Origin of the sequence: Vibrio sp. Sgm 5, from assembly GCF_026241575.1 — a bacterium.
GTDB classification, from domain to species: domain Bacteria; phylum Pseudomonadota; class Gammaproteobacteria; order Enterobacterales; family Vibrionaceae; genus Vibrio; species Vibrio jasicida.
Window position 1 is genome coordinate 1 of the sequence record NZ_JAPHPY010000002.1, and the last position, 23,295, is coordinate 23,295.

Sequence of the window (23,295 nt, forward strand, 5' to 3'; positions counted from 1 at the left end):
ATAGACATGGTCTATCGGATTTTTACACACTGGTGGGATCGTTCAATTGATCAGTCTATTAATTTCTTAACTGATCGGCATTAGCTACTTAGGTAGCCGTTTTTATTCGTTCTTCTTCTATGCTACAGCTTTAATCCTTCCATTACGGCCGTTGGTAGCTGTTGCTTAAAGTCGGCGATGAGTTCGACTTTGTCTTCCGATAATTCAAGTAGTTCACTACGAAGGTGGAACATACAGGTCCCAAATTTCTCATCAAAGTTAGGCACCATAGAGGTTACGCCGGACGATGCGGCCTGTAGAGCAACTAAAGTCGGTTCAATGACGTGGCTTTGATACGTGTCGTCTTCCATAATGATGGTCGGAGAGAACCCTTGAATTTCCTCCATAACGGGTTCTACATGTGCAGTGATCAATGTTGCTGCTTTATTGTTGGCGGCATCACCAGCTGCTGCTTTTAGTTTTCCAAACATAATCCTCTTCCTTTATTCGTATTGGTTCACTCGCGTATAAAATCGGCGAGTGAGGTAAAAATATGGTTAAGGAGGGTGTGGTATATTTGGGTGTATATCTAGGTGGTAAATTTAATTTTTGCTTATACTTCAAAGTAATAGCTTTGCTTAGTAATAAGACTATGACTATTTGTTTTGATTGTTTTGATTGTTTTGATTGTTTTGATTGTTTTGATTGTTTTCTGTCAATATTATTTTAGTTTTACTTTTCGTGATGTATTTTTAATCGAGATTTAATACGACTCAAACTGATGGCGGTAATTCCCAAATAAGCCGCGATTTGACTATCAGTAATGCGCTGTTCTAGATCTGGATAGTGCTGGCAAAATAATTGGTAGCGCTCTTCTGGAGAGTAGAGCAACATAAAGCGTTCTTTGTTTTCTTTATGCATTAATTGAGCTTCGAGCAGCTTGAGGTAAATAGGGTGCTTCTCTGCTCGCCATTGATGTAGTACCTCTATGGGCAAGCAAAATAAATCACAAGGCGTTAGCGTTTCTAATAAATAAGGGGAAGGCTGGCTCTTAATGAGTCCCTCAAAACCAATCACCCAATCTTTTTCCCAGTAGAACTCTTTACTGAATTCCTTACCTTTGTCGGTCAGGTAACTCGCGTGGCATAACCCCGCTAAAACAAAGTAAATATGAGAGCTGAATTCACCTTGGTGGTTAAGAATATGACGTGTCGGAAGTTCGAGTTGCTGACCGTGTTCAATAAGTTGGTTCGCTTCGCTTTCGAGGAAGCCGTGATTGATTAGGTCAGAAAAAAGATCGTTGTGCATGTGATGACTCAGAAGCGGTTTTCTATATTCTAGCGGAACAAAAAAGCGGCTCACAAGAGCCGCTTAACATCATTGCCAAATAAGACTTATTTTTGGTTTAAGTCGATTTGGTAAATCGCGAAACCTACCTCGTCAGTTGCTACACGTTTCATCGGGTATTGTCCTTTTTCTTTGATGAATTGCGCGGCTTTGTCACTTGGTGACGTTTCAAAGCGAACATCGAGTTTGTTGTTTGATTTAATTGGCGCGAAAGACCAGTTGTTGTCTGCACTCGGTGTTACTTCCCCTTGCTCTTTACTAATGCGAGAGATGTATGCGGCAACCACAGAACGGTTCTCGTCTGGAGAATCAAATGCGATGAAGTCCGGGCCAGTACCAGGGAAGGTTGCACTGTAAGCGCGGTAGTTGTTGGTTGCGATGATGAAGTCTTGCTTCGGATCAACCGGTTTACCGTTGTAAGTCAGGTTCAAGATACGCTGTGAGTCAGGGTTAATCACTTTACAATCGGCATCGTATTTTGGAGGTTGAGTCACGTCGATCTGGTAACTAACACCATCGATCACGTCGAAGTTATACGTACGGAAACTATCCCAGTTGATCAAAGACTGAGGTTTAGTGCTATTCACATCAATATGGTTGAACTGACCCGCACTACACTCTAGCCACTCGCGTACTTCTTTACCTTTAACCTTCATTGCAACAAGCGTGTTCGGGTACAGATAAAGGTCTGCGGCGTTACGGAAAGTCAGTTGACCAGACTCTACTTCAGTGAAACCGTTTGGATCGTCTTTGCGTCCACCTACTTTAAATGGTGCCGCTGCACTCAATACCGGAATGTCAGCAAGATCTGGGTCACCTTGGATAAAGCGTTCCACGTAATCTTTCTGCGCTAGGTTGACGATTTGAATCGTTGGGTCATCTTGCACAAGTGCCAGGAAGCTGTACATCACGTCATTTGCTTTACCAATTGGTTGGTTAACAAACTCGCGCGTGCCTTTGTGGTCCTCTACCAATGCATCCACAATGCCTTTATCCGCTTTAGCCAGAGACTTCTTGTTTGCTTTGTCAAAGATAGGACGAGCTTCTGATTGACCCTCTACGACCTGCCACTTGCCGTCTTTCTCTTTCAGCATCAAGTCCATTACACCAACGTGGCTACCCCAGCGACCCGGCATCACAGCCGTTACGCCATTGATAGTACCTTTTGCGTTGTCAACGCCTTGTAGGTTGGCAAAGTCTCTACCCGGGAATACCGCGTGAGAGTGACCAAACGCAATGGCATCAATGCCTTCTACTTCCGTTAAGTAGTAGACTGAGTTTTCTGCGCCTAACTTGTATGGGTCAGTGGAAATGCCAGAGTGAGGTATAGCAACAATCACGTCCGCGCCTGCTTTTTTCATCTCAGGGACCAGTTTTTTCGCTGTCTCTGTGATGTCTTTTGCAAAGACTTTACCTTCTAGGTTGTTTTTGTCCCATACCATGATTTGTGGTGGTACGAAGCCAATGTAACCCACTTTGATTTCATGGCTTTGACCGTCGGTATCTTTGAACGTATGCGTTTTGATTAGATAAGGCTTGAAGTAGTGCTCGCCAGTCTTTTTGTCGAAAACATTCGCACTAATATAAGGGAAGTTCGCACCATCAATTGTTTTCTTCAGGAAGTCGAGACCGTAATTGAATTCATGGTTACCAATATTACCCACATCGTAGTTGAGTTGGTTCATTGCTTTGTAAACAGGGTGAACTTCGCCAGTCTTAATCCCTTTCGCTGCCATGTAATCGCCCATTGGGCTACCTTGAATCAAGTCTCCATTGTCGACTAAAACACTGTTCACTGCTTCTTCACGAGCTTGTTTAACCAGTGTTGCAGCGCGGCTTAAACCAATTTGTTGTGAAGGTTGGTCTCTGTAGTAATCATAATCCATCACATTGGTGTGAATATCGGTGGTTTCGATGATTCGAAGCTTGATGGTATCGGCCATTGCTGGGCCTGCAAGCGTCAACATACCGCTCAAAACTGCGACGGATACGGGATTAACTGCCATTTTCATGAGGTGCTCCAATTAAATGGGATAGAGGGGGCGTACAGCGTAATGTAACAAATATTAGTGCAAGCTCAGGCTAAGATGCAGAAAACTGTGAACATTAGGCAATTAAATGCGGAGGAATGTGTAAAATTGATGCCTTTTTCACCATTTTGAATGAGACCTAACAAAAGCTTCTTAGCAGTTTTTTGAATAAAAAATGAAATTTTAGAATTTCCGGTAATATAAACCCACCGCCATAATGCCTTGCATAACGATATCAATGGATGATGAGCAAGCACATGGCAGTTAAAGATTCAGTAACGACTTTCCCAATCAATAGGCCTCGGCTGGTTTCGGATAACCAAGCTGCCGATCTTCCGCGTTTCAGCAAACAATCTCTTCAATCTGGTGAAGTCGCCCTTGTAGGTGCAGGTCCGGGTGACCCTGAACTATTGACGTTAAAAGCACTTAACTGCCTGCAACAAGCTGAAGTCATACTTTACGATTATCTGGTTTCTGACGAGATCATGGCGCTAATTCCAAGCGAAACCATTTTGGTTTGCGTGGGTAAACGTGCAGGTCATCACAGCGTGCCGCAAGAGAAGACCAATCAACTGTTGGTGGATTTTGCTAAGCAAGGTTACAAAGTGGTGCGCATTAAAGGTGGCGATCCATTTGTGTTCGGGCGTGGTGGCGAAGAGTTAGAAGTCTTGGCTGATGCGGGCGTGCGTTTTCAAGTTGTGCCAGGTATTACAGCTGCTGCGGGGGCGACGGCTTATGCTGGGATTCCATTGACTCATCGTGATTACGCGCAATCGGCCTTATTTGTTACCGGCCATCTCAAAGAAGAAAGTGACGATATGGATTGGTCGACACTTGCACGCGGTAATCAAACTTTAGTGATCTACATGGGTTTGATGAAATCACACTATATTCAGAATCAGCTCATCAAACATGGTAGGGCGGCCTCAACACCTATCGCCATCATTGAACGTGGCACTCAAATTCAACAAAAAGTTTTCTCGGGAAATTTGTCCCAACTATCTGAATTATCTAAAAAAGCTCAGGCTCCTTCTTTGATCGTTGTCGGTGAAGTTGTGCGTCTGTCTCAAAAGTTGGACTGGTTTTTGTCTAGTACTGAAATCAACAAAAGTGCTATTGCCAGATCCATATAATTTCAGACCAAAGATTAGGGACGTAATGAGCCTTCAAGCTTAAAAAGGAAATACTAAACATGGACCAACAACGTTTAACTCACCTTAAACAACTCGAAGCGGAAAGTATTCATATTATCCGTGAAGTTGCTGCTGAGTTTGATAACCCAGTCATGATGTATTCGATTGGTAAAGACTCCTCAGTCATGCTGCATCTTGCACGCAAAGCCTTTTATCCGGGCAAAATTCCATTCCCTTTACTGCACGTAGACACGGATTGGAAGTTCCGCGAGATGATTGAGTTTCGTGATCGTACCGCAGAGAAATATGGCTTCGAGCTTTTGGTTCATAAGAACCCAGAAGGTCTTGCAATGGGGTGTAGCCCTTTTGTACACGGGTCTTCTAAGCATACAGATATCATGAAAACTCAAGGCCTTAAACAAGCTCTGAATAAGTACGGTTTTGATGCGGCATTCGGTGGAGCGCGTCGTGATGAAGAAAAATCTCGTGCTAAAGAGCGTGTTTATTCTTTCCGCGATAAGAACCATACCTGGGATCCTAAAAACCAGCGTCCTGAACTTTGGAAGACATACAACGGTCAGGTGAACAAAGGGGAAAGTATTCGCGTATTTCCGCTTTCAAACTGGACTGAGCTAGATATCTGGCAATACATCTATCTAGAGAACATTGAGATTGTCCCACTTTACCTTGCTGACAAGCGTCCAGTTGTTGAACGTGATGGCATGTTGATCATGGTGGACGATGAACGTATGGAGCTTCAACCTGGTGAAGTGATTGAAGAGAAGAGTGTTCGTTTCCGTACTCTTGGCTGTTACCCACTGACGGGGGCCATTGAATCTGAGGCAAATACGTTGACGGGCATTATTGAAGAGATGTTGGTGGCAACCTCAAGTGAACGTCAAGGGCGAGCGATCGACCACGATCAGTCTGGATCGATGGAGCTTAAGAAACGCCAGGGTTACTTCTAAAGGATCTAAGGAAAGATAATGAACAGTGCAGTTGAAGCTCAATTAGCCGAGCTTGGAATTGAAGGCTATTTAACACAACACCAGTACAAGTCTCTGCTTAGATTCCTGACTTGTGGCTCGGTAGATGATGGCAAAAGTACGTTGATTGGACGTTTGCTCCATGACTCAAAACAAATTTATGAAGATCAATTAGCAGCGGTTCACTCAGACAGCCAACGAGTGGGCACGACAGGTGAGAAGCCTGATTTGGCATTACTAGTTGATGGACTGCAAGCTGAGCGTGAACAAGGCATCACCATTGATGTTGCTTACCGTTACTTCTCGACTCAGAAGCGTAAGTTCATCATTGCAGATACGCCGGGACACGAGCAGTACACGCGTAACATGGCAACTGGTGCGTCGACCTGTGATCTTGCCGTGATCTTGGTTGATGCGCGTAAAGGTGTATTAGATCAGACTCGTCGTCACTCATTCATTTCTAATCTATTGGGTTTGAAGCACTTTATTGTTGCGATCAACAAGATGGATTTGGTGGATTACTCACAAGAACGTTTTGAAGAAATTCGCGACGAGTATTTAGAGTTTTCTGAGAACCTTGAAGGTGAAACGGACATTCAAATCATTCCAATCTCCGCATTGGAAGGCGATAACGTGGTAGACAAGGGTCAGAACCTGAGTTGGTTTGAAGGCCCGTCGCTACTAGAGTTGCTTGAGAATGTGGATGTTGACCAAGAGAAAGGCGCAGGTGATTTCCGTTTTCCTGTCCAGTATGTGAATCGCCCTAATCTCGACTTCCGTGGCTTCGCTGGCACGATTTCATCGGGCTCGGTGAAAGTTGGTGATGCCATTAAAGCACTGCCGTCTGGGAAAACATCGACCGTTGAACGTATTGTGACTTTTGATGGTGACGTACAAGAGGCGCAGGCTGGTTTAGCGGTAACTCTGACGCTCAACGATGAGATTGATATCAGTCGTGGCGATTTGATTGTGCTGGAAAACGCGCAAGTGGAATCGACAAACCACTTACTTGCTGATGTGGTATGGATGACAGAGCAACCTCTGCAACCGGGTCGTGACTATGACATTAAGATTGCCGGTAAGAAGACCGTTGGTCACGTTGAGGCGATTCGCCACCAATACGATATTAACAACCTTTCAACTCATAGCGCACCAGAGTTACCTCTCAATGGTATTGGCTTGTGTGAGTGGTCACTCAACGAATCCGTTGCGATTGATAACTATCAAGAATGTGCTGATACCGGTGGTTTCATCATCATCGACCGTCTGACTAACGTTACCGTTGGTGCTGGTATGGTGAAAGAGAGTCTCGCGGCAGTTGAGCGAGACTTAACCGATGTCTCTGCGTTTGAACTTGAGCTAAATGCACTGGTTCGTAAGCACTTCCCACATTGGGAAGCCAAAGACCTGAGCCAGTTACTGAAGAAGTAATGAGTTCATTGAGCCTGACCGAATTGCGAATGCAGTCAGGCTGATTTCCCCCCGAACCCAGAATGCTAGGAAGCCCAAGAAACCAAGCATTCTGGCGTTCTTTTTCGCTTGCTTTGCTTTTTTATCTTGTGACTCATTTGTCACTCTGTGCAGCCAGTATGCACATGTCGTTGTTATGCCCGAATCGGGCTTGTTGGTAAGGAAAGGCTATGTGGGAACAAGGATTTGTATTAGCGATATTGCTTGGCATTATCACTTGTTTACTTGTAACCAAACTGAAGCCGAGTTATGTGTTTGCTGGCGCTGCCTTTATTGCGTTTATGGCGGGCATGTTAGAGCTCAATACCATTGCGGCTAACTTTACTAACTCTTCTCTTCTGACGCTGGTCTTGTTGATTCTCGCATCGAGCGCATTAGAAAAAACCTTATTGATCAGTTGGGTAAGTCGCAGTATTTCAGAGGGCAATCTTGGTAGCGTGATTGCCAAGTTAGGCTTTTCTACCGCGTTGCTTTCTTCTTTTACTAATAATACCGCGGTTGTGGTGTCGTTAATTGGTGCGATCAAACGTAATCAGCAGCACGCACCCTCTAAGCTATTGATTCCGCTTTCTTATGCCGCGATTTTTGGTGGCACACTGACACTTATTGGCACCTCTACCAACTTAATAATCAACAGCTTTGTTGAGGATGCGGGCTTACCAAGTCTCAGCTTTTTTACACCGACCATGATTGGTTTAGCCGTGCTGGTTGGGGGCGTGCTTATTTTGATCCCGTTGAGTTATTTGTTGCCTAATTATGATGATCAAAGCCAAGAAGATTTACCTTATTTCTTAGAGTCTCGAGTTGAGCCGGGCTCACCTTTGGTTGGGCGCACTATCACGGAAAATAATTTACGAGCATTAAGAAAGCTGTTCCTTGCCGAAGTCGTTCGTGATGGCGTGACCGTACCGTCAGTTGGGCCTGATTTTGTTCTCAACGCAAAAGACCGATTGTTGTTTTGTGGTGATGTTGAAAGCGTTGCTACGTTGCAAGAGATCTCTGGACTGACGCTCTTTGGTCATCAGCATCTCAATGGCCAAAACTTTATCGAGGTGGTAGTAAGCTCTTCAGCCACGTTCTGTCACAAAACATTGAAAGAGAGTCGATTTCGGGACCGATTCGATGCTGTAGTCGTGGCGATTCGCCGTGGTCATGAACGACTTGAAGGTGGTTTGGGTAACATTACCCTAGCGGCAGGAGATACGCTGGTTTTGGTACCCGGAAAGCGTTTTGAAACTGAACGTCGAGCCCATCGTAAAGAGTTTGTTCTGGTTAACGATTTGGATTCCAGCGCACGTTTGGATGCCAATAAATCGGCATTAGTGCTTATTGGCTTTTCCGCTGTGATTGCCTTTGCTCTATTGGAGTTGGTGCCAATTATTAAAGGTTTGGCGGTTTATCTTATTGCTCTGCTCGCGTTTGGTGTCATTCAGCTTTCTGAGCTGCGTCGTCGTTTCCCAATCGATATTGTGGTGATTGTTGGTTCTGCGTTATCTATCGCTCAACTGATGATTTCCTCTGGACTGTCCGTACGAATGGGCGACATGTTTATTGAAGCGTTCAATGGTTGGGGTGTGTTTGGTGCGCTGGTGGCAACCTACATCATGACCTTAGTATTGACTGAGCTTGTAACGAACAATGCGGCAGCGGCGCTGTCTTTCCCTATTGGCTATAGCATGGCGGTAGGTTATGGCGTTGACCCTATGCCTTTTATCATGGCGGTGTTATTTGGTGCTAGCGCAAGTTTTATTTCTCCTTACGGATACCAAACCAATTTGTTGGTGTACAGCGTAGGGAATTACAAATTGACCGATTATGTGCGAATTGGCGTGCCGATTTCCATCGTGTATTCAGTGTTAGTACTGACGCTGATTCCGGTCTTTTTTCCGTTTTAATCTGTAAATTTACAAGGATACGTTATGACTGCCGAAACTCCGGTAAAAGATGAAAACATCGTTTGGCATCAGCACTCGGTTGATAAACAGTTTCGTGCTGGATTAAAAAAACAGAAGCCAGCGGTACTTTGGTTTACCGGACTATCTGGTGCGGGTAAATCAACGGTGGCAGGCGCCTTGGAAAATCGCTTAGCTGAACTGGGTTACCACACTTATTTGCTGGATGGCGACAATGTGCGCCACGGTTTATGTAGCGATTTAGGCTTTTCTGAACAAGACCGTAGAGAAAATATTCGTCGCATTGGTGAGCTCGCTAAGCTGATGGCAGACGCAGGGCTAATCGTATTGTCTGCGTTTATTTCTCCTCATCGTGCTGAGCGCCAATTAGTGCGTGATTTAGTTCCTGAGGGCGAGTTTATTGAGGTGTTTGTCAACGCCTCTCTTGATGTGTGTGAAAGTCGCGATCCTAAAGGTTTATACAAAAAAGCGCGTGCAGGTGAAATTCCTAACTTCACGGGAATTGATTCGGAGTATCAAGCGCCAGCAAATCCAGAAATTGATTTGCCTGCGGGTGAGAAGAGCGTCGAAGAGCTTGTCGAGTTGTGCTTAATTGACCTCAAACAGCGCGGAGTGATCCGATAAAAAAGCATTTGGATCATCGGTGACCAAAAAGTCATTGTACTGCTCAGGGAGCTTTTGGATCGTAGGTGGCCAAAAGCTCTTTTGACATCGTTTAGACGGTGTAATTAACATGACTTTTGGTGTCGCTATGTACACTAAATTTATGATTTAAAAGCGATAACATTTGGTCGTAATATTGATTGTTTGGTTTGTTTCCGAGTAATTTACACAACTCATTGCCCGTCGGTGTAAAACGGTAATACAAAAGTCGTACACCTTTGGTATTCACTTGCAGTGATAAATTCTTGCCTTGATAGTTGAGCATCAATGGTGTCTCAATACCAATCTCTCCAGACTCTAATTCAGTACTGTGAAGTAAGCCCAATTCAATCAACACTAATAAGCTGGAATAGGGAAGTTGGAAACTCCCCATATTGAGATTGCTGGTGGTGTCACGTTTACCAAAGCTGAACATTCCGCCATGTGCTTTGTAGCCAATCAGTAGCTTTCTACTGGTATCTCCACCAAAGCTGCATGCTAACGTCGCGGCTCTTTGTAGGGTTTGGGCTTCCCGTGGTGACATGTCTTTCAGCACTTTTAACGCTTTCATGGAAGTCGAACCAGGGTTGGTAACTTCTCGCTTCATGACTTGCGCCCAAAGTTTTTGCATTGAGCTGTTGTGGATGTCTTGCGCCATATCGAAAAATCGATACAACCAATCTTGATCAGGCTCTCCGGCGGTTTCATCACGGCATGAGCTGTACGCGAGTTTAAGGATTTGTTCGAGGTTTTTTTGTCTTTGTTCTTGGCGACGTTGTTCGCGTAAATGTGCCCGTTCTAATGCAGGTTTTGCTGGAGGTTCGTTTTGCAGCAAAGCATCGAGCCCATAGATCTGAGCAATGCTTTGAATACGACTTGCGCTGTCTTTGATATAGCCAGACTTTTTCTCGTGATGTGTTTGTTTTTGTGTATTCGATTCGTGTTCGATGACAACGGGTTGCTTTGTCGGTTCTGCCATTTGTTTTCCTGCCAAGAGCTTGCGGTTAACGCTTGCTTAAATTTACACCTTTCTGCTTTTTGCGACTAGAGAGGCACGTCCGGATTTTGACAGAATAAAGGCTATTCAAAATGATAATGAGTTGTTAAAATTGTTATCGTTATTTTGGAGGGGCGATGAAATATTCAGACGCAAGTAAACTGAAAAAGCACCTGTCGATAGCGCTTCTTTTGGTTCTTTATGTTGGTGTATTAGCGTATTTATCTCGCTATATAGTCTAACTGACAGGCATAAAAAAGGCGCCAAATTGACGCCTTGGTGTGAAATCAAAACAAACTACATATCGTCGTAGGCTTCAATACTCGTGCCTTCGATCTCGTATGCGGTTTCTGCGAGCTCGTGGTTGATGGTCTCAGTCTTCAATTTGCCCACCACATAAATCACATCCCACAACTCTTGTACTGGCGCTCCCTTAGGAAACTTCACATAGATGATTTGGTTCGGTGGCGGTGGCGGCACGTGAATACAAGCACCAAAATAAGGCACTAACAAAAACTCCGTGACGGTATTTGCATCGCCTTCTAATGGGATGACAAAACCAGGAATCTTGACTGTACTTCCGTTCAATTCAGGACGAACGTTACCGACCTTAGATTGCATTGCTGCACCACCGCTGTGGTCTGTGGCTGGCATTCCCATACTATCGAACATCTTGCGTTCGGCTTCTGGGACGAGATCTATCCAATCAAGCTTTAATGGTTCGTCACTGGCCATCACAGGCGCGGTAAACGAAATCATCAGCAAACAGCTAGCGAGTATTTTTTTCCACATTTTTACTAAATCCTTATTGTCATTCCATCACTTAGCGATTGTCGGTAAGCGCGAAATGCCGGGATGAAGCCAATCACAATGCCTGCACATTGTACAAAGCCAAGCAACATCCATTCATACGGCGACAGTGCCGTTAGTGTTAGGTGTATACCATAACTTTGTTGGATTATTGGTTGCAAGAGGGCAAGCATGGAATAAAGACCCACTAATCCCGTCACAATACCTGCGAAGGTCAATAAGCTGGCTTCACTTATCAGTAAGGAAAAGACGTGTTTTGGTCTTGCCCCCATGGCTCGCAGGATCGCCATTTCACGACGACGCTCTTGCAGACTGGTCAATAGGCTGCTTAGCATGCCTAATAACCCTGCCACAACCACAAAGCCTGATACAGCCATGAGTGCTTGCTCGGCAACGGACATCATGCCCCATAATTCATGCAAAGCGACGCCTGGCATGATGGCACTGAGAGGTTCTTTCGGATAGGTGTTGATCTGCCTCTGTAGGGCAAAGGTCTGAATTCGTGATTTTAACCCAACCAACATGGCAGTGATTTGTTTAGGTTGGAAGTCGCGTGATTTTAGCTCATTAGCACTTGGGGTCGGACCTAAACGGGCACCGCTTTCCCAACCTACGTGAATCGCTTCGATCGCCTCTAAAGAAACGTGTACGGTTTTATCGACAGGAGTGCCAGTAGGAGCAAGAATGCCAACCACCTTAAATGGTAAGTTGTCATGCCGGCTAAAACCAACGTCACTGATGCCGTGTGCAATGATGATTTCGCTACCGATTTTATATCCAAGCTGTTTTGCGACATCAGAGCCGAGCACAGTTTCAAACAGGCCATTGAACTCCCTGCCTTCGGACAATTTTAAAGGCTGTTTATTTCCGTATTTATAGTGTTCGAAATAGCTCTGGTTGGTGCCCATTACGCGGAACCCTTTGTGGGAATCTCCGAGTGAGATTGGAATTGCCCAATCGACGGCACTGTGGTTAGCAAACTCTTCGTAGCTTTTCCAATCTATGTTGTTGGTGGCATTGCCGATTCTGAATACTGAGTACAGCAGCAAGTTGACTTGTCCAGAACGGCCACCGACGATTAAATCGGTACCAGAAATGGTGTTAGCGAAGCTGTCCTTAGCTTGGGTACGAATGCGTTCAACACCCAATAAAAGGACAACTGAAATCGCGACTGTCATGATGGTGAGAATAGCCGTCGCTTTGCGGTTCATCAGGCTTTTCCAAGCGAGCTTTACTACGGCACTCATGATGCGGCTCCTAGGGTTTGCGCTTGATTGATTTCAGGCAAGTTTAGTGTTCTGTGGAAGAGAGATTCCAACGTTGGATCATGGCTAACAAAAACCAATGTGGCGCTGGCAAGATTGGCTTGTTCCATCAATAACTCAATAAACGCTTTGCGGTTGTCATGGTCCAATGCTGAAGTTGGCTCGTCAGCAATCACCAGTTCAGGTTGGCCGATCAGTGCACGGGCGGCTGCAACGCGCTGTTGCTGGCCAATACTCAGCTCAGAGACAGGCTTATTGTGCAGTGCTTTCGGAAGATGCAAACGTTCTAGCAGTGATGTTGCTTGCTCTTCAAGCGTTGCATTCGAAGCGTTTGGTGCAACGCGATCTCGGCGAATTTTGCTGAATTGGCATGGAATTAGGACGTTTTCGATCACATTCAAGTAAGGCAACAAATTGAATTGTTGGAAGATATAGCCAATGTGATCGGCACGAAATTTGTCTCTTTGGCTTGCTCTTAAGCTTGCAAGATCGGTATCAAGTACAGACAGAGAACCCGATGTAAGAGTATTGATTCCAGTTAGTAGGGCAAGCAGAGTCGATTTACCACAGCCGCTAGGGCCTTTGATAAAGACATGCTCACCTTGAGCGATGTGTAAGTGTGGAATATTAATAGTCGCGCTTTCTGAGCCGGGCCAGACAAACTGGGCATTATTCAGCTCAACAACGTTTGACGTGGTTTCAGTCATAATAAATTACCAAGGCAATAGCGTGTGAGCACTCACTCACACGCTATGTGATTTATTTAATTGCGATCTTAGTGTTGTTTTTGCTTAGGCTTGTCGCAGACTGAGTTGTGTCAGTAAATAAGTTGACGCTGATGGATTCTGTTGCTGGGAATTGCTTGAACCAAGTCGTATCAATGCTATTTAGATCGGCGACTGAATCACAGTGGAAACGGTACTCAACGGTGAACTCACCGTGACCGCCGTGCTCGTGATCGTGTCCTTCGTGGTCATGACCTTCGTGATCGTGGTGGTCATCATGAGCATGTTCGTCATGGTCGTGACCTTCATGGCCATCATGATCGTGTTTATCGTGGTCGTGACCCTCGTGGTCGCCATGCTCATGTTTGTCATGGTCGTGACCCTCATGGCTATCGTGGTCGTGCTTATCATGATCATGTCCTTCGTGGTTACCATGATCGTGGCCTTCATGAGAATCTTGGCCAAGCGTATGCGCGACTTGAACTTCTTCAATCACACACTTCGCCTGCTGGTTAATTGCAAACAGTTTGTTTGTGTCTTTTAGTGCGGCAACCGCTCGTTTTAAGGCTTGCTCTTGCTCTGCATTTTCAGGTGCGTGCTCAAAACCAACCACGTCAGCACCTGGAGAAGTGATTTCAATTAGTAAGTCTTTTCCGTCTTGAGCAATGTTGAATTCGACATGACCATGAACGTGCGCTTCATGTTGACGATATTCTTCTGCGTTAGCAGTAGCTGATAGAGAAAGTCCGATAACAAGAGCTAAAGCGTGTTTAGATGGCATTTTCTTATTCCTAATTTTGTTTAATTTTTTATGTGTTACTTGCTCAAATAGCAAAGTGAATAACAAGGTTTGTTCTTAGTATGGGTAGTGGTTTTTAGAACGCAAAATTAGGTGGTGCACGCGCGGTATACGTGACGTCCTCTAAATGAGAGGTGATTTCGGCTACATCTACGTGAGCGAGTCTAGAGAAGGTGGGCGCACTGAGTTCTGGCTGAGCCTTCGCAAGCCCTTGATGCGCTCCGGCAAACATTTGGCAATGATGTTCACTGTGGTGTTCGGGAATGAGGTCGAGTTGATGAGCAATAGTGGCAAAGTTCCAAGCGATCAACAACGCAACACTGAACAATACAACAGTGCGATGCCAATGATGTGTAATTGCTTGCCAACGACAGTGCATCTTAAAGCCCGAAACGATACCTAGTGTTATAATATAACACCCATTTTTATGAAAAGTTCACTCTTTTGTTCGTATAGAGCAAATTATCTATGCAGGAATAAGAACTTACGCAGAAAGAAAGGAATGACGCTCCTCGCTTGAGAGTAACAAGGAGCGAGTGAGTATTAGATGCTTTGTTTAATGAGGCCAAGTACTTGGTTGATTTCATCTGCTGTCAATGCGCCTTCTTTGATAAACAGGATCTTACCTTGCTTATCTTGCACTACGATTGCCGAGCTTTCTTCTTGTAGTGCCCAAGTGCTAGCCACAACACCGTTCTCATCTAAAACCATTGATGACCATGGGAATTCTTTTTTACTGTCTTGTGCTGATGATTTCACAAAAGAGCCAGTTCCCCAGATTGAGTCGTCTTGGTTGATGATGGTTGTAGTTTGGTAGGCATCTTCCGGGAACTTAGCGTCAGTTAGCGCTGTCATCAACGGCGCGTTCATTTCTTTCGAGCTGCTGCGTCCTGCAATGGCATGAATCACTCGTACTTTTCCTAGCATTTGTTGTGTCGCCCAAGGCTGGTACGCCACACCTTCACCTTGCAGTACGATTTCGCCGTACGCGTCTACTTTTGCTGCTGGAACTGCTTCACCCATTGAAAGGTTGTGAGCAAGCGCAAGACCAGGTGCAAGAGCGAAGAAAATAGGAAGGAGAGTCTTAGTTTTCATATTGTTATGTTCCGTATGGGTTGTGAGACTTACCAAGTATATACTTACGATGCATAAAAATGTAGAACCGGTTATAACAATTATTTAACGTACAGAGTTAAGTAATGTTGCGTTTGGGTTGGAATTTGGTACAATGAACCTCGTCGCAAATAGCGCATAAAGATTGCCAAGGAAAGAGCAATCATGTTTTTCTCAAAAGGATATTGAGGTGGTTATGCTTCGTGAGTTTGCTGTTTACCGTCCACGTCAGGTGGCGCGTTTCGTTAAGACTTTATTCAAAGGTCAGTTCTCAATTGCTGGAGTTGGTCAGTTCCGTTTTGATAACGGTAAAGTGCTACTACCAGACATCAAAAACCCCCAACAATTGTCGGTATTCAAAGAAGTTAACAGGGCCATTTTATCTCTACCTGTTTAATTGTCAGAATTGTAAAAGAGCGACTTTCGTCGCTCTTTTTAGTTTGGGACTAACCTTGAAGGCTTGGTGGGAAGCAAACCCCCGTGCCGCCTAAACCACAGTAACCGTTTGGATTCTTTGCTAGGTATTGCTGGTGGTACGTTTCAGCGAAGTAATAAGGCCCAGCGGCTTGAATTTCTGTGGTGATGGCTGCGCGTTGATCTTCTTGTAATGCTTGTTGGTATTGTGTTTTCGATTTTTCTGCCACTTCTAACTGTTCTTGTGAGTAGGTATAAATCGCGGAACGGTATTGAGTGCCGAGATCGTTACCTTGGCGCATGCCTTGAGTTGGATCGTGTTTCTCCCAAAATGCGGCAAGCAGTTGCTCTAGAGAAATTACTCGTTCATCGAAGATGACTCTTACGACTTCTGTATGTCCTGTTTTTCCGCTACACACTTCATCGTATGTTGGATTCTGCGTATAGCCTCCGGCGTAGCCTACAGACGTCGACATCACACCTTCAAGTTGCCAGAAAAAACGTTCTGCTCCCCAAAAACATCCCATACCGAATAATATTTGTTGTTGGTGAGCTTGCGGTGATGCCGTTAAGCTTGATTGATTAACAAAATGGGTGTCATCAATCTGCATTGATGCCTCTCTACCTGGCAGTGCATCTTCTATACTGATCATTGTCTGTTTGTTGAGCATAGTATTCGTCCTTCAATACGTGTCTTAATTTTGCGAACTTTAATATTCAGTCTGAATCTGATGGTGTAATGACATAGACCGCGGTAAACCTATTAATATTACAGACTTAGCCTTTATTTGGCGTTATTATTGTTTACGTTTATTTAACCTCATCCAGCTAAAAAGCATGATAAAAAAAGCTATCCCAATTATTGCTAGCCTACTTGTTTTTTCTCATAGCGCTTATGCCGATGTATCCCTGACTGTAAAAGGGATCGATGGTGCGCTAGAAGACAATGTGAACGCTTACCTATCATCGATACCAGAAGATGATTATTCGACGTCTTTACGCTTTCAGGCGCGATTAAGTCAAAGTATCACCGAAGCGATGAATGCGCTTGGCTATTATCATGCGAAAATTTCATACTCTATTACGAAAGATAATGATGAATTGATCGTCAACGTTACACCGGGCGAGCCTGTAAGGGTAAAGGTCATGGATGTGGTGATCTCCGGTGAAGCCGAAAAAGATGAAGAGTTTACTAACCTCATCAACAAATCACGATTGAAAGAGGGCCGTATCCTCAATCAAGGGGAATACGATAGCCTCAAATCCAGCATTCGTAACTTAGCTTTGCAGCGTGGCTACTTTAATGGTGATTTTACGCTGAGTAAGTTGGAAGTGGTTCCAGAGTTGAATGAAGCCAATGTTCGCCTGCACTATGACAGTGGTATCCGATATCACTTTGGTACAGTGGAAATCTTGGGGAGTCAGATCTGGGAAGACCGCGTGGACTCTTTGCGCCCATTTAAAACCGGTGAACCCTACTTAGTGTCTGAAGTGGGTGAGTACAACCAAAACCTGTCGAATACCGATTGGTTCTCCTCCGTGTTTGTTGAACCAGACCTCAGTAAACTTGATGATGGTCGAGATCTACCGATTAAAGTCTCGTTAGCTCCCGCAGCAAAAAACCAACTCGAAACTGGTATTGGTTACTCTACCGATACCGGTGTGCGTGGTACGTTAAAGTGGAAAAAACCATGGGTAAGTGCGCGTGGTCACAGCTTTGATACGGCGCTATCTCTTTCTAAGCCTGAGCAGACGATTACCGCAGGCTACAAAATCCCTCTCGATGATGTACTGCATGAGTATTACCAATTGCAGTTTGGTTTGAAGCACCTCGATAACCGCGATACAGAGAGTTTGGAATCGAATCTTGCGGTAGAACGCCACTGGATCACCGATGGTGGTTGGCATAAGACGTTATACGTTCGTCACTTGTACGAAAACTTTTCACAAGGTTTGCAAGAAGACGGAGTGCAATTCGTTCTGCCTGGTGCTTCTTTCTCACGGACTCGAACTCGCGGTGGCAATATGCCAATGTGGGGAGACAAACAAAGTGTCACCGTTGAATACGGTGATCCCGCTTTGTTGTCTGAAACTCGCGTTCTTCGTTTGTTAGGTCGGACGTCGTGGATTCGTGGCATTGGTCAGAATCATCGTGGTTTATTCCGCTTAGAAGGTGGTGCCAACATCACCGAAGAATTTGAAAAACTATCACCATCGCTGCGTTTCTTTGCTGGTGGTGACAACAACATTCGTGGTTATGGATACGAATCTATCTCGCCAACAGATGCCAGTGGAGCATTGACTGGTGCGAAATACATGGTGACCAGTACCCTAGAGTATCAGTATCGCGTTTATGGCAACTGGTGGGGTGCAGCCTTTTATGACATCGGTGATGCGTTCAATGAAACTCCAGTGTGGAAATCGGGTGCAGGTGTTGGCATTCGCTGGGCATCCCCGGTTGGACCCGTGAGTTTTGACTTTGCTTGGGGCTTAGACGCTGAGCCTAAACCAGAATTTCGTATCCACTTCTCATTGGGGCCTGAACTATGATGAAAACAACGCTTAAGTGGACGAAGTGGTTCTCGATCAGTCTGCTGAGTTTGGTGCTCTTGCTGGTGATTTTCATCGGTACAGTCTTGTTCACCCATCCCGGTTTAAAGCTGGCTTTGTGGGGAGCAGAAAAGGCACTACCACAACTGAAGGTCGAAGAGATCAACGGATCTTTGTTCCCTCGCTTTGCTTTGCACAACGTCAGCTTTGTCGATGAATCGTTGAATGTCGACGCAAAGGTTGAAAGCCTTACCCTTGCGATAAATTTCCGTTGTTTCTTCGATCCAAAAGTGTGCGTGGATGAACTTGCACTCCAAGGTGTGAACTTCCAAATGCCGGAGTTGCCGCCGAGTGAGGAACCAGTAGAAGAAACGCCGCCACTGCGTTCAATTAGCACACCAGTACCTATTTTCGTAAATAAAGTTAGCCTGAATAACATCAACTTGAATATTTTGGGTAACAAGATTGATTGGCAAGATTTTTCTACAGCGCTGTCGATGCAAGGCGACCGTTTGGTAATTGCTCCCACGGCATTGAAGGTGATCAATGTGGCATTGGCGTCAACAGACGAAACGCCAAAAGAAGATCAATCATCGACAACGGTACAAGCGACAGCTGTTGATGAATCGGGCAGCGCTGCGAGTAATCAGCACGATGCTGTGAAGACATCAAAGCAGGCTGTGAAACAAAAAGAAAAACTAAAAACTCAAGATGTTGCGGTAAAAAAAGAAGCGGAAAACAAAGCGGCGAAAGCTGAGTCTGAACCCAAGGGCATTGTTCTGCCTGAAATGTGGATCCCCCTAACGATAGAAGCGCAGCGACTGGATATTCACGATTTCAAATTGGCTGGTGACACTCCGGTTATTGTTCATCACTTAGGGCTCGAAGCCAAAGCTGGTGGCGATAAAGTTGAGGTAAAAACGTTAGAACTCGACATGCCTGAAGTGGAAGGCAAGTTGAGTACGCAAGTGACGTTATCTGGCGACTATCCAATTCAAGCACAAATTGACGCGCTCGTTAAACAAGCTGATGTGAAAGGTCAGAAACTGTCTTTATCAGCTTCAGGGTCTGTCGGTGATTTGTCCTTGCAGGCAACGCTGTCTGATTTGGTTAAAGCGAAGATTGAAGGGCAAATCCAACCACTGAAAACGGAGCTGCCATTTGATATCAAGCTGAACAATGTTGAGGCGCAATGGCCATTGAGTGGTAAGAGTGACTACCAAGTTTCGGTGCCTAGCTTAGCGGCGAAAGGTTCACTAGAGGGCTACACCGTTGCATTAGAAACCAAAGCATCTGGTAAGGATATTCCTGCGTTAGATGTTGCTTTGAATGGTAAAGGCACTTTAGAACAGATTGACCTAGACAGTATTGTGGTGAAAACCTTAGGCGGTGAACTGGCTGGTAAAGTGATGGCGAATTGGGCTTCACCTATCAACTGGCAAGCGGACTTGAACCTGAAGCACATTCAACCGGGTTTGCAGTGGCAAGAAGCGGAAGGGGACATCAGCGGTAGTTTATCTACTTCAGGCTCTTTAACGGAGCAAGGCGGTTGGCAAGTGAGCCTTCCTAAGCTTGATATTGACGGTATTTTGCGTGGTTATCCGCTGAATATAGAAGGTCAATTAAAGGCGTCTGACAAGAATGGTAAGGGCGAAGATATCCAGCTAAATACTCAAGGTTTAGCGTTATCGCATGGTCCTAACCAACTGCATGCCAAAGGTAAAATTGACAAGCAAATCTTGATGGATGTTGAGGTGAATTTCCCTGACTTTTCGAAAAGTGTGCCCGATCTTAGCGGCAAGATGAATGGTACGGTTGCGCTACGTGGCAGTTTGAAGCAACCAGACATCAACCTGGATCTTGCGCTGAACCAACTCGATTGGCAACAGCAAGCAAAGGTTGAAACTATTACCTTGAAAGGTGATGTGATTCCTCTACCTGCGCCAAAAGCGGACGTGAGCTTAATTGCCAAAAACATTACCTATGACGACATCAAAATTGATAGTGCAGATCTTGAAGTCACTGGTGACGAAAAGCTGCACCAACTGACATTGGATGTGGTGTCTGACATTGTTTCAAGTAGTTTAGAAATCGAAGGTACTTTTAAGCAAAAGCCCGAGATGATCTGGGATGGAGCGCTGCGCCGCTTAACGTTGAGTACACCACAAGGTCCATGGGCTCTGCAAAAATCGACGGCAGTTAAAATCAACATTGATAAACAGATCGCCGATGTCCAAGCACACTGTTGGTTACAGTCTGATTCAAGCGTATGTCTCAGTGAAGACATTAGTGTCGGCAAGAGCGGCGAGGCGAAGTTAGCAATTACTAACTTTGACTTCGACCAAATCAAACAATTCTTACCTGCAGAAACCAAGCTAAATGGTTCAGTGAACGCGAATGCGTTTGCGAAATGGGCACCAGACATGAAACCGGAAGTCACGGTGAATATCGATATGCCAAAAGGTCAGGTAGAGCAAACGCTAGAGCAACCAGTGAAAGTCGGTTGGGAAAGTGTGAGTTTTAAAGCCAAATTGGCGCAAGATAAGCTTGATGCTGAGTGGTTACTTGATGTCACGGATAACGGGGATTTGTCTGGTAAGGTCGCTCTGAATGATGTGTCGTCCGAGAAGCCTACGATTAACGGTAAAGTGTCGCTATCGACGTTCCACTTGGACTTCTTGGCGCCACTTATCGGTGAGTACAGCTTGTTCAAGGCGAACATGAACACGGATCTCGCTTTATCTGGTGATGTGATGCATCCGAAGGTGAATGGCCAGTTTTTGATTGACCAAATGAAGCTGCAAGGTGAAGTAACACCAATTGACATCGACTCAGGACAAGTTGCGATTAACTTCAAAGGGCATCAAGCAGACTTAAATGCGGGCATCATCACGCCGGATGGCAAGCTGGAGATCAATGGTGACGCGGATTGGCGTGATTTAGAAAATTGGCACACGAAGGCTCGCGTATTTGCGAAAGAGTTGAAAGTGGATATGCCGCCAATGGTAAGAATCAAAGTCGAGCCAGACATGACTATTGATGTGACCCCTAAGCTCGCTAAGGTTGAAGGTAACATCAATCTCCCATGGGGACGTATTTTGATTGATGAGTTGCCGCCAAGTGCCGTTGGTGTGTCGAGCGATACCGTTATCTTAAATAAAGACATGCAGCCGGTAGATGGTGATGAGGCATTACCATTTAACGTAGAGACAGATATCAACATCAAAATTGGAGATGACTTCCAGTTGTCAGCATTTGGTTTGAAGGGCGATTTGCAAGGTAACCTAAACGTTACTCAGAAAGATAAAGGGCCATTCATCGTTGGTGAGGTGAACATCATTGATGGTTCATACCGTTCATTTGGTCAGGATTTGGTGATCGAAGAAGGTAAGATCATGATGAACGGTCCTGCGGATCAGCCTTATGTTTCTATCAAAGCGATTCGTAACCCAGATAACACGCAAGATGACGTGACGGCTGGTGTGCGTGTGACTGGCCCGGCAAGTGACCCTACGGTAGAAATTTTCTCCGACCCTGCGATGCCGCAAGCAAACGCGCTGTCTTACTTATTACGTGGTCAAGATATTGATGCTGAGTCTGGCGGTAATGCGATGACAACAACACTGATTGGTTTGAGTTTAGCGAAGAGCGGTAAAGTCGTCGGTGAGATTGGCGAAGCCTTTGGTGTACAAGATTTGCAGTTGGATACCGCAGGCTCTGGTGATGATTCTCAAGTGACGGTAAGTGGTTACATACTTCCTGGCCTACAAGTTAAATACGGTGTAGGTATCTTTACCTCATTAGGTGAGTTCACCGTGCGATACCGATTGATGAAAGATTTGTACTTAGAAGCGGTTTCTGGCGTGGATAGTGCTGTTGATTTGCTGTACCAATTTGAATTCGACTAAGCTTAGCTTTTTATCGTAACTAAGGAATGGTTATGCAGCATTTGATTTTTGTGTATGGCACTTTGCGCAAAGGAGAGGGAAACCATCACTTTTTGAATAGCGCCGAGTTTTTAGGTCACCATGAGACCGAGGCTCAATTCGCACTGTATGATTTAGGGCGATACCCTGCTTTATCGGTAGGGCAGAAGGCGATACAGGGTGAAGTTTATCTGATTGATAATGAAACGCTGGTGGAGCTCGATAAGCTTGAGGATGTACCTGTAGAGTATCGCAGAGAAAGCATCATCACGCCATTTGGCCAAGCTTGGATCTATTTGTACCAAGATACCGAGCAATTGACTGAAGAGATTGCATCTGGTGATTGGTGTCAACGAGTGTGAACTATAATTAGAGCAGTAACGTATGCATTGACGATATATACAACAAAGACTTGGGAGGTCTGCGATGAAATATCTATCACCAATGATACTGCTGCTTTTAGTGGGGTGCTCAAGCACGATACCACCGAGTAGCAACGACAGTATGGAATGGAAGCAATATGGCATGCAGCAAGCTGAAGCCGGTGACACCAAACTGTCAATGCAAGAGTTCAACAATGGCGACGAACTCTACGTGGCATACAGCAATGGTTATGAAGCGGGGCGCTCAAACTACTGCGCACAAGATGCCTTTTCGTTAGGAGAAAGTAGGCGCTACTATCGCGGGATATGTGATGATGTTGATGATCGTTTCCGCCGAGAATATGAATTAGGGCGAACTGCAAAGGGCAGTAAACGCTACTAGATTTAAGGGGTGAACATGAGGTTACTTGCTATCGGTGCCGCGCTAGTCTTGCTTAGTGCTTGTGCGCAAACATCACTACCAACATCTGCCAACGTCACAGATTGGCAGGCTTTTGGTAAGCAATCTGCTCTTGATGGTCTAATCGAGCTATCGGAAGAGCGAATTGCCAAACTTGATGAAACGAATCGTGCTACACCCGAATTGGTTATGGCTTATCAATCCGGCTATCAGGAAGGTAAAAAAGAGTACTGCGAACAGAGTGCTTACATGCTAGGTGTGAGAGATATGCCGTACTTCGGTATTTGCGATGACATTGACCCATTCTTCCAACAAAACTATGAATCGGGCAGACACTCAACCGCAGGCGAGTACTGATCAAAGTCATAAAACTACAAAGAGCTGCTAACGTGCAGCTCTTTTACTTTTAAGCG

At 45.1% G+C, this 23,295-nt stretch carries 22 protein-coding genes; 11 read left to right on the forward strand and 11 right to left on the reverse strand.

Translation table 11 applies throughout. The features are described from left to right. Positions 1 to 122: 122 nt before the first annotated feature. The 3 genes from OQJ86_RS01290 to cpdB form a co-directional block, all read right to left on the reverse strand. Entirely contained in the window at positions 123 to 470 is a 348-nt protein-coding gene (locus OQJ86_RS01290) for a hypothetical protein (protein ID WP_042599794.1), read from the reverse strand. Positions 471 to 711: 241 nt separating this feature from the next. Further along, on the reverse strand, positions 712 to 1,287 hold the full coding sequence (locus OQJ86_RS01295) for a Crp/Fnr family transcriptional regulator (protein WP_038864920.1): 576 nt from the start codon (positions 1,285 to 1,287) through the stop codon (positions 712 to 714). A gap of 86 nt (positions 1,288 to 1,373) precedes the next feature. Further along, complete coding sequence (gene cpdB / locus OQJ86_RS01300) at positions 1,374 to 3,338, reverse strand: 2',3'-cyclic-nucleotide 2'-phosphodiesterase (protein WP_265985373.1); 1,965 nt, start codon at positions 3,336 to 3,338, stop codon at positions 1,374 to 1,376. A 275-nt stretch (positions 3,339 to 3,613) separates the two neighbouring features. Here cpdB and cobA point away from each other — a divergent pair, with 275 nt between their 5' ends. From cobA to cysC, 5 genes are all read left to right on the forward strand, one after another. After that, the gene (gene cobA / locus OQJ86_RS01305; RefSeq protein ID WP_181137832.1) at positions 3,614 to 4,489 is read left to right on the forward strand and encodes a uroporphyrinogen-III C-methyltransferase; all 876 of its coding nucleotides are present in this window, start codon (positions 3,614 to 3,616) and stop codon (positions 4,487 to 4,489) included. Positions 4,490 to 4,548: 59 nt separating this feature from the next. Further along, on the forward strand, positions 4,549 to 5,457 hold the full coding sequence (gene cysD, locus OQJ86_RS01310; protein ID WP_038864925.1) for a sulfate adenylyltransferase subunit CysD: 909 nt from the start codon (positions 4,549 to 4,551) through the stop codon (positions 5,455 to 5,457). Between the two features lie 18 nt (positions 5,458 to 5,475). Then, positions 5,476 to 6,906 (forward strand): sulfate adenylyltransferase subunit CysN, encoded by a 1,431-nt coding sequence (gene cysN / locus OQJ86_RS01315; protein WP_038864927.1) that lies wholly within the window; start codon positions 5,476 to 5,478, stop codon positions 6,904 to 6,906. A 209-nt stretch (positions 6,907 to 7,115) separates the two neighbouring features. Further along, positions 7,116 to 8,840, forward strand: coding sequence for an SLC13 family permease (locus OQJ86_RS01320; protein WP_265985380.1), 1,725 nt, complete (start codon positions 7,116 to 7,118; stop codon positions 8,838 to 8,840). Positions 8,841 to 8,864: 24 nt separating this feature from the next. After that, entirely contained in the window at positions 8,865 to 9,482 is a 618-nt protein-coding gene (gene cysC, locus OQJ86_RS01325) for an adenylyl-sulfate kinase (protein ID WP_038864931.1), read from the forward strand. 91 nt (positions 9,483 to 9,573) lie between these two features. Here the strand turns inward: cysC and OQJ86_RS01330 are convergent, their stop codons facing one another. The 7 genes from OQJ86_RS01330 to OQJ86_RS01360 all read right to left on the reverse strand — a co-directional run bounded on the left by OQJ86_RS01330 (position 9,574) and on the right by OQJ86_RS01360 (position 15,191). Then, positions 9,574 to 10,479, reverse strand: coding sequence for a TIGR03899 family protein (locus OQJ86_RS01330; RefSeq protein ID WP_248872990.1), 906 nt, complete (start codon positions 10,477 to 10,479; stop codon positions 9,574 to 9,576). A gap of 315 nt (positions 10,480 to 10,794) precedes the next feature. Beyond that, entirely contained in the window at positions 10,795 to 11,289 is a 495-nt protein-coding gene (locus OQJ86_RS01335) for a DUF3299 domain-containing protein (protein ID WP_039974669.1), read from the reverse strand. A gap of 5 nt (positions 11,290 to 11,294) precedes the next feature. After that, on the reverse strand, positions 11,295 to 12,554 hold the full coding sequence (locus tag OQJ86_RS01340; protein ID WP_038866072.1) for an ABC transporter permease: 1,260 nt from the start codon (positions 12,552 to 12,554) through the stop codon (positions 11,295 to 11,297). Next, positions 12,551 to 13,279, reverse strand: coding sequence for an ABC transporter ATP-binding protein (locus OQJ86_RS01345; protein ID WP_038878341.1), 729 nt, complete (start codon positions 13,277 to 13,279; stop codon positions 12,551 to 12,553). Before OQJ86_RS01345 ends, OQJ86_RS01340 begins: the two co-directional genes overlap by 4 nt. Positions 13,280 to 13,331: 52 nt before the next feature. Continuing rightward, on the reverse strand, positions 13,332 to 14,078 hold the full coding sequence (zrgA, locus tag OQJ86_RS01350; RefSeq protein WP_045399258.1) for a zinc uptake protein ZrgA: 747 nt from the start codon (positions 14,076 to 14,078) through the stop codon (positions 13,332 to 13,334). A gap of 94 nt (positions 14,079 to 14,172) precedes the next feature. Further along, positions 14,173 to 14,475, reverse strand: a complete 303-nt coding sequence (locus tag OQJ86_RS01355) for a DUF2607 family protein (RefSeq protein ID WP_080774269.1) — start codon at positions 14,473 to 14,475, stop codon at positions 14,173 to 14,175. A 164-nt stretch (positions 14,476 to 14,639) separates the two neighbouring features. After that, positions 14,640 to 15,191 (reverse strand): YtfJ family protein, encoded by a 552-nt coding sequence (locus OQJ86_RS01360; RefSeq protein ID WP_038866079.1) that lies wholly within the window; start codon positions 15,189 to 15,191, stop codon positions 14,640 to 14,642. 214 nt (positions 15,192 to 15,405) lie between these two features. Here OQJ86_RS01360 and OQJ86_RS01365 point away from each other — a divergent pair, with 214 nt between their 5' ends. Beyond that, positions 15,406 to 15,606 carry a DUF1107 domain-containing protein gene (locus OQJ86_RS01365; RefSeq protein WP_038866081.1) on the forward strand — a complete coding sequence of 67 codons (201 nt, stop codon included), beginning with the start codon at positions 15,406 to 15,408 and terminating at the stop codon, positions 15,604 to 15,606. A gap of 49 nt (positions 15,607 to 15,655) precedes the next feature. On the opposite strand, the gene msrA is transcribed toward OQJ86_RS01365, so the two are convergent. Further along, positions 15,656 to 16,294, reverse strand: a complete 639-nt coding sequence (msrA, locus tag OQJ86_RS01370; RefSeq protein WP_038878338.1) for a peptide-methionine (S)-S-oxide reductase MsrA — start codon at positions 16,292 to 16,294, stop codon at positions 15,656 to 15,658. Positions 16,295 to 16,460: 166 nt separating this feature from the next. Here msrA and OQJ86_RS01375 point away from each other — a divergent pair, with 166 nt between their 5' ends. The 5 genes from OQJ86_RS01375 to OQJ86_RS01395 all read left to right on the forward strand — a co-directional run bounded on the left by OQJ86_RS01375 (position 16,461) and on the right by OQJ86_RS01395 (position 23,239). Beyond that, the gene (locus tag OQJ86_RS01375) at positions 16,461 to 18,173 is read left to right on the forward strand and encodes an autotransporter assembly complex protein TamA (protein ID WP_038866086.1); all 1,713 of its coding nucleotides are present in this window, start codon (positions 16,461 to 16,463) and stop codon (positions 18,171 to 18,173) included. Next, on the forward strand, positions 18,170 to 22,081 hold the full coding sequence (locus OQJ86_RS01380; RefSeq protein ID WP_265985398.1) for a translocation/assembly module TamB domain-containing protein: 3,912 nt from the start codon (positions 18,170 to 18,172) through the stop codon (positions 22,079 to 22,081). The genes OQJ86_RS01375 and OQJ86_RS01380 overlap by 4 nt, the downstream gene beginning before the upstream one ends. Positions 22,082 to 22,113: 32 nt before the next feature. Continuing rightward, entirely contained in the window at positions 22,114 to 22,461 is a 348-nt protein-coding gene (locus tag OQJ86_RS01385) for a gamma-glutamylcyclotransferase family protein (RefSeq protein WP_039974675.1), read from the forward strand. 64 nt (positions 22,462 to 22,525) lie between these two features. After that, positions 22,526 to 22,864, forward strand: coding sequence for a DUF2799 domain-containing protein (locus OQJ86_RS01390; RefSeq protein ID WP_265985402.1), 339 nt, complete (start codon positions 22,526 to 22,528; stop codon positions 22,862 to 22,864). A gap of 15 nt (positions 22,865 to 22,879) precedes the next feature. Continuing rightward, a complete protein-coding gene (locus OQJ86_RS01395; protein WP_045379440.1) occupies positions 22,880 to 23,239 on the forward strand; it encodes a DUF2799 domain-containing protein in 360 nt (119 codons plus the stop codon). The last annotated feature ends 56 nt before the right edge of the window (positions 23,240 to 23,295 follow it).

Bases quoted from the DNA above. Each gene is read 5' to 3' on its own strand.
- OQJ86_RS01365 (WP_038866081.1), top strand. From the start codon at position 15,406: ATGCTTCGTGAGTTTGCTGTTTACCGTCCACGTCAGGTGGCGCGTTTC.
- OQJ86_RS01355 (WP_080774269.1), bottom strand. From the start codon at position 14,475: ATGCACTGTCGTTGGCAAGCAATTACACATCATTGGCATCGCACTGTT.
- cysN (WP_038864927.1), top strand. From the start codon at position 5,476: ATGAACAGTGCAGTTGAAGCTCAATTAGCCGAGCTTGGAATTGAAGGC.
- OQJ86_RS01385 (WP_039974675.1), top strand. From the start codon at position 22,114: ATGCAGCATTTGATTTTTGTGTATGGCACTTTGCGCAAAGGAGAGGGA.
- OQJ86_RS01380 (WP_265985398.1), top strand. From the start codon at position 18,170: ATGATGAAAACAACGCTTAAGTGGACGAAGTGGTTCTCGATCAGTCTG.
- OQJ86_RS01295 (WP_038864920.1), bottom strand. From the start codon at position 1,287: ATGCACAACGATCTTTTTTCTGACCTAATCAATCACGGCTTCCTCGAA.
- cobA (WP_181137832.1), top strand. From the start codon at position 3,614: ATGGCAGTTAAAGATTCAGTAACGACTTTCCCAATCAATAGGCCTCGG.
- OQJ86_RS01320 (WP_265985380.1), top strand. From the start codon at position 7,116: ATGTGGGAACAAGGATTTGTATTAGCGATATTGCTTGGCATTATCACT.
- OQJ86_RS01390 (WP_265985402.1), top strand. From the start codon at position 22,526: ATGAAATATCTATCACCAATGATACTGCTGCTTTTAGTGGGGTGCTCA.
- OQJ86_RS01290 (WP_042599794.1), bottom strand. From the start codon at position 470: ATGTTTGGAAAACTAAAAGCAGCAGCTGGTGATGCCGCCAACAATAAA.
- OQJ86_RS01395 (WP_045379440.1), top strand. From the start codon at position 22,880: ATGAGGTTACTTGCTATCGGTGCCGCGCTAGTCTTGCTTAGTGCTTGT.
- OQJ86_RS01340 (WP_038866072.1), bottom strand. From the start codon at position 12,554: ATGAGTGCCGTAGTAAAGCTCGCTTGGAAAAGCCTGATGAACCGCAAA.
- OQJ86_RS01335 (WP_039974669.1), bottom strand. From the start codon at position 11,289: ATGTGGAAAAAAATACTCGCTAGCTGTTTGCTGATGATTTCGTTTACC.
- OQJ86_RS01375 (WP_038866086.1), top strand. From the start codon at position 16,461: ATGATAAAAAAAGCTATCCCAATTATTGCTAGCCTACTTGTTTTTTCT.
- zrgA (WP_045399258.1), bottom strand. From the start codon at position 14,078: ATGCCATCTAAACACGCTTTAGCTCTTGTTATCGGACTTTCTCTATCA.
- OQJ86_RS01345 (WP_038878341.1), bottom strand. From the start codon at position 13,279: ATGACTGAAACCACGTCAAACGTTGTTGAGCTGAATAATGCCCAGTTT.
- cpdB (WP_265985373.1), bottom strand. From the start codon at position 3,338: ATGAAAATGGCAGTTAATCCCGTATCCGTCGCAGTTTTGAGCGGTATG.
- cysC (WP_038864931.1), top strand. From the start codon at position 8,865: ATGACTGCCGAAACTCCGGTAAAAGATGAAAACATCGTTTGGCATCAG.
- msrA (WP_038878338.1), bottom strand. From the start codon at position 16,294: ATGCTCAACAAACAGACAATGATCAGTATAGAAGATGCACTGCCAGGT.
- OQJ86_RS01330 (WP_248872990.1), bottom strand. From the start codon at position 10,479: ATGGCAGAACCGACAAAGCAACCCGTTGTCATCGAACACGAATCGAAT.
- cysD (WP_038864925.1), top strand. From the start codon at position 4,549: ATGGACCAACAACGTTTAACTCACCTTAAACAACTCGAAGCGGAAAGT.
- OQJ86_RS01360 (WP_038866079.1), bottom strand. From the start codon at position 15,191: ATGAAAACTAAGACTCTCCTTCCTATTTTCTTCGCTCTTGCACCTGGT.